Annotated in this window: 6 protein-coding genes; 3 read left to right on the forward strand and 3 right to left on the reverse strand. The window is 62.7% G+C overall.

Going from position 1 to position 4,731, the window contains the following annotated elements; genetic code table 11:
• The coding region (locus EN914_RS24565; protein WP_164778884.1) for an FAD-dependent oxidoreductase at positions 1 to 576 on the forward strand (576 nt) is incomplete at its 5' end.
• Between the two features lie 26 nt (positions 577 to 602).
• Here EN914_RS24565 and EN914_RS24570 read toward each other — a convergent pair.
• A complete protein-coding gene (locus EN914_RS24570; protein WP_024504693.1) occupies positions 603 to 1,271 on the reverse strand; it encodes an alpha/beta hydrolase in 669 nt (222 codons plus the stop codon).
• 200 nt (positions 1,272 to 1,471) lie between these two features.
• Between EN914_RS24570 and EN914_RS24575 the strand changes: the two genes are divergently transcribed.
• A complete protein-coding gene (locus EN914_RS24575) occupies positions 1,472 to 2,707 on the forward strand; it encodes an OpgC family protein (RefSeq protein WP_024504692.1) in 1,236 nt (411 codons plus the stop codon).
• 2 nt (positions 2,708 to 2,709) lie between these two features.
• On the opposite strand, the gene EN914_RS24580 is transcribed toward EN914_RS24575, so the two are convergent.
• Entirely contained in the window at positions 2,710 to 3,789 is a 1,080-nt protein-coding gene (locus tag EN914_RS24580; RefSeq protein WP_024504691.1) for a substrate-binding domain-containing protein, read from the reverse strand.
• Positions 3,790 to 3,871: 82 nt separating this feature from the next.
• On the opposite strand from EN914_RS24580, the gene EN914_RS38400 reads away from it, so the two are divergent.
• On the forward strand, positions 3,872 to 4,300 hold the full coding sequence (locus tag EN914_RS38400; protein ID WP_164752844.1) for a hypothetical protein: 429 nt from the start codon (positions 3,872 to 3,874) through the stop codon (positions 4,298 to 4,300).
• Positions 4,301 to 4,332: 32 nt separating this feature from the next.
• On the opposite strand, the gene EN914_RS24595 is transcribed toward EN914_RS38400, so the two are convergent.
• Complete coding sequence (locus tag EN914_RS24595) at positions 4,333 to 4,707, reverse strand: DUF423 domain-containing protein (RefSeq protein WP_024504690.1); 375 nt, start codon at positions 4,705 to 4,707, stop codon at positions 4,333 to 4,335.
• Between the last annotated feature and the right edge of the window lie 24 nt (positions 4,708 to 4,731).

Raw genomic sequence — 4,731 nt, forward strand, 5'->3', positions numbered from 1 at the left:
GTCGGCAGCCTGGGCCTGGATGTCGTCGGCATCGACGCCGACTCCAGAGGGCGCATCAAGGTCGATCCGCAATCCTTCCAGACCAGCGTGCCCAACATCTATGCCGCCGGCGACGTCATCGGCTTTCCGAGCCTGGCCTCGACTTCGATGGAGCAGGGCAGGGTGGCCGCCTGCCATGCCTTTGGAGTGCCCTTGCCGCCGCCGCCGGAAACCTTCCCCTATGGCATCTATGCGGTGCCGGAAATCTCGACGGTCGGCCAGTCCGAAGAACAGGTGCGTGAGAGCGGTGCGGCCTACGAGGTCGGCGTGGCGCGTTTTCGCGAGACCTCGCGCGGCCACATCATGGGTGTCAACACCGGCTTCCTGAAGCTGCTGTTTTCGATCGAAACGCGCCGTCTGCTCGGCGCGCACATCATCGGCGAGGGCGCCACCGAGCTCATCCACATCGGCCAGGCGGTGATCAATCTCGGCGGCACCGTCGACTTCTTCGTCAACAACACCTTCAACTATCCAACGCTCGCCGAAGCCTACAAGATCGCTGGGCTGGATGCCTGGAACCGGATGGGAAGAGGGTAGGCCGGCTGGTCGTGGCGGCGAGCCTGTCAGCCTGCCTGCGCCACCGCCGCCGGTCCCGCCACCCATTGCCTGACGATTGCCGCGTCGGCGCTGCCGAATTCATGACCTGATGAGACAATCCTGGCGTCGATCTCGGCGCCATGCCGACTGAGCAATGTCACCAGAGCAGGGGCGAAAGGCGCATAGGTGAGGTCGGCGGCGCCGGCGATCATCAGCACCCGCACCTTTGACAGATCCGTCGCCGGCACATCATCGAGCACCGGCATCGGTCGCAGCAGCGCGGCGCGTTCGACAAGGCCCGGATGCAGCAGCATCAGGCTCGAAACCAGATTGGCGCCGTTCGAATAGCCGAGGAAAATTGTGCGCGAGAGGTCGAGATGATGGCGTGTGGCCGCGTCAGCGACGAAGCCCGCAAAGGCCTCGGTTTCGGTGCGGATGCTCGCCTGTTCGAAGCGCGTCGGCGTGATCCGCGCGAACCAGCGGAAACCATCCTCCTGGACAACGCGGCCACGCACCGCGACGAGCGTGGCACGCGGTGCGATCTCTCGCGCCAGCGGCACCAATGTCGTCTCGTCGACACCCGACCCATGCAGCAGGAAGAAGCAGTCGCCCGTTGAATCCGCCGCGCCGTAAAGCCGGTAGTGGAAGGCGAGATCACGCCGCAACGCACCATCTTGTGAGGTCTCGTCGATCATCGACCATCCTCTTGATTATATGACGTTTCGCTCAATTTGCCGGCTTCAAAACGCAATATTTTCAAGCTCCGCGAAAGTTGATTGAACCGGGCGCATTACAGTCCGTTTCTCCGCCGATAACATCCTTCGGGAGGAATCGAAGCGGTGCGCCGGGGGTCGCATTGCCGGTATGAACAACCAGCTTTGAGGCCTTTTTGTCGATGACCACCCAGATTTCCCCGGACCGCGATGCGCGTGTTCCAGACCGCGAGGCGCGTGTCCCGGACCGCACTGAGCGCGACACGCGCATCGATGTGATCCGTGCTCTCGCCTTGTTGACCATCTATGTCGACCATGTGCCGGGTACCGCCTTCGAGTATCTGACATACAAGAATTTCGGCTTTTCGGATGCGGCGGAGGTCTTCGTGCTGATCTCGGGAATCTCGGTCGCGCTCGCCTACGGCAAGAAATTCCAGCCTGGAAACCGGCTGCTGGCAACTTTGAAGATGTTGCGCCGCGCCGGTGTGCTTTATGCCACCCACATCGTCACCACCATGGTGGTGATGGCCATTTTCTGCGCTGCGGCGGTGTTTGCCAGGCGGCCGGAGCTTTTGACGATGATCAACATCGAGCCGTTGATCAAGAATACGCCGCAGGTGCTGATCGGCATCGTGACGCTGGGCCACCAACTTGGGTACAACAACATCCTGCCCGTCTATGCGGTGCTGCTCTTGCTGGCGCCGCTGTTCCTGCTCATTGTCAGCTATCGGCCGGTCCTGGCACTGGTGGCATCCGGCGCCCTGTGGCTGGTCGCGGGGATTTACCAGATTGCTCCGCCCAACTACCCCGAGCCCGGCTTCTGGTTTCTCAACCCGCTGTCGTGGCAGTTCCTTTTCAACATCGGCCTGGCGGGCACGCTGCATGTGCGTCGCGGCGGCACCATCCCGGTCAATCGCTGGCTGGTTGGGGCGGCCTTGGCCTACACCGTTGTGGCCCTGGTCTGGGTGCACAGCCCGCTCTGGGGGCATATCTCCTGGTTTGGCCTGCCTCCGGTGCTGACCGGTTTCGACAAGACGTTCCTGTCGCTGCCGAGGCTCCTGCATATACTCGCAGTGAGCTACCTGATCGTGGCATTCCCGGCGATCTCGAATCTGTTTCGCACCGGGCGCGATCATCCGCTTGCCATATTGGGCAAACGATCGCTGCCGGTTTTCATTGCCGGCACGGTGCTTGCAATGGCGGCGCAGGTGCTGAAGCTGATCAATCCGGGCGGATTTGCCTATGACAGCCTGTTGATATCGGCCGGCATCGTCATGCAGTTCGCGCTCGCCTACTATCTCGAATGGCTATCGGGCCTTGGCTGGTCCGCCAAAAGCAGGCCGGCTCACAGCGCCGCATCGCCCGTCCATGCTGCATCCTTCGCGATGCCGGGCATGGCGACAAGAATGGGCCGTTGAGCTCAGGTGGGTGAGGGGCCGGATGAGGCCCGCACCACGAGTTCGACCGGCAGCGATTGCCGGCTGAACGAACCATCATTTTCAAGGATCGCCTTGACGGCAAGGCGGCCCATCTCGGCGATCGGCTGGACGATCGTGGTCAGCGGCGGCTTGGAAACCGCCCCTTCCGGAACACCGTCGAAGCCGACGACAGAAACATCGCCCGGTACCGCAATGTCGTGCTGCCGCAGCCAGTCCAGCGCATGGAGCGCCATCCTGTCCGACATCGCCAGGATGGCTGTCGGCGTCTCGGCACCGGCGAAAATATGATCGAGGCCGGCCCACACGCTCTTCTCGTCATTGACGGTCTCGTAGATCGGCACACGCTCGACGTCGATGTCGACGCGGGAGAGTTCCGCGAAATAGCCACGCAGGCGGTCCCGCGTAGCGGAGTAGAGGGCCATTTCCACCTGCTCCCTTGTGGTAGGGCCGAAGCCTGCGTCGGCACAGGGCAGGGTAAGCACGGCAAAGCGGCGATGTCCGAGTTCGGTCAGGTGGCGGGCCGCCAGGCCGGCACCGGCGATGTTGTCGACGCCGATCGCCGCGACCGCATCGTCGTCGTCCGAATCGAGATCGAGCGCCACAAAGGGGAGCTTGCGTTCGCGCGCCAGTTGGACCAGCTTTGAGCCGCCATCGACACAGAAGACGATGAAGCCATCGACCAGCGCACTCTGGATGTTCCACGCCAGCTGCTCGCCATTGACGGCGGAGACCAGCGAAATCCCCGCACCGGTCGCGTCACAAGCCTGCGAGATGCTGGCCATCATCACCCGGGCAAAGGGATCGTCGAAGAAATAGGAGAGGGGTTCCGCGGTCGCGACACCGATGGCATTGACCTTGCCGGCGCGCAGCAGCCGGCCCTTGGGATCCGGTCCGCCATATCCCATGGCCTCGGCTGCCGCCTTGACCCGTTCACGGACCTCCTCGCGCACGATCTCCGGACGGGCGAAGACGTTGGACGCGGTGCCGTGCGACACGCCGGCTGCCTTGGCAATGTCCGCCAGCCGGACCGGTCTTGTCTTTGCAGAGATAAGTGGCGCCATCTTCGTCTCCTGAATTCTTCCCATTTAACACTTTCGTTGGATCGGTTCAAATTTTGGCTTGATCGAGGCTTCGATAGGGCCTATGTTTGAATCGATCCAAGGAAACGCCTGCTGGCTGAATTGGATCGATTCAACATCAAGTAGGGAGTTGTGTCATGCATCCCGTCAATTTTCTGTTCGAAGACATTTACCGCAACGACTGGAGCATCTCGTCGAACACCGCGACGCAGAAGCGCCGCGGCAAAACCAGCCCATGGGTCCGCGAGTTGCGGTTCCTTGTGGAGCGCAAGCGGAGCTGATCGGGGTCGGTTTTTCGCACCTCTCGATTGGATCGATTCAAGCGCTGAAAGGAGCGCACATCATGCATCCCGTGAGCTATCTATTTGAAGACATCTATCGCAACTATTGGGGAATCGCGCCGGCTTCCGAACGGCCGGAGCGGCATCGGTTGGCAAGGCTGCGGCGGCGCAATCGCGAATTGCTCATCAAGCCCGAGCGCCGGCAGGATTAGCCGCCACGCTCGAGGTTTGGTGCCGGCGGGCGTCAGGACCGCACGCGCACCAGCGCCGACGCAGCGATCGCCAGCCAGCCGGCAATGAGCAGCGTGCCGCCGATCGGCGCCGACAGCGGGAATAGCCGCGACCCGATGAAATCGCGGGCCAGCAGATCGCCGCAGAACAGCAGGAGCCCAACCAGCAGGATCAGGCTGCCGATGCGCAGGATCCGGTTCGCGCCAAGCAATCCGGCGGCAAGGAAGACCGGCGCATGCATCAGCAGGAACGATGCGGCGGTGCCAACGAAGGCGCCGCCGAGATGCGCCGCCGCGGCCGACAGCGCCACGCCGGCAGCACCGCAGAAGCCCCCGGCCAGGACGAGGATACGGCTGCTGTTGTCGGAAGGTCGTTCGGCTGTGCTCATGTTTGGGGCCCTGTGACGCCCAAC

Source organism: Mesorhizobium sp. M7A.F.Ca.CA.001.08.2.1 (assembly GCF_003998455.1).
In the GTDB taxonomy this organism is placed as follows: domain Bacteria; phylum Pseudomonadota; class Alphaproteobacteria; order Rhizobiales; family Rhizobiaceae; genus Mesorhizobium; species Mesorhizobium ciceri.

Excerpts from the sequence above, each read along its gene's own strand:
- EN914_RS24595 (WP_024504690.1), bottom strand. The coding sequence starts at position 4,707 with ATGAGCACAGCCGAACGACCTTCCGACAACAGCAGCCGTATCCTCGTC.
- EN914_RS24575 (WP_024504692.1), top strand. The coding sequence starts at position 1,472 with ATGACCACCCAGATTTCCCCGGACCGCGATGCGCGTGTTCCAGACCGC.
- EN914_RS38400 (WP_164752844.1), top strand. The coding sequence starts at position 3,872 with ATGTTTGAATCGATCCAAGGAAACGCCTGCTGGCTGAATTGGATCGAT.
- EN914_RS24570 (WP_024504693.1), bottom strand. The coding sequence starts at position 1,271 with ATGATCGACGAGACCTCACAAGATGGTGCGTTGCGGCGTGATCTCGCC.
- EN914_RS24580 (WP_024504691.1), bottom strand. The coding sequence starts at position 3,789 with ATGGCGCCACTTATCTCTGCAAAGACAAGACCGGTCCGGCTGGCGGAC.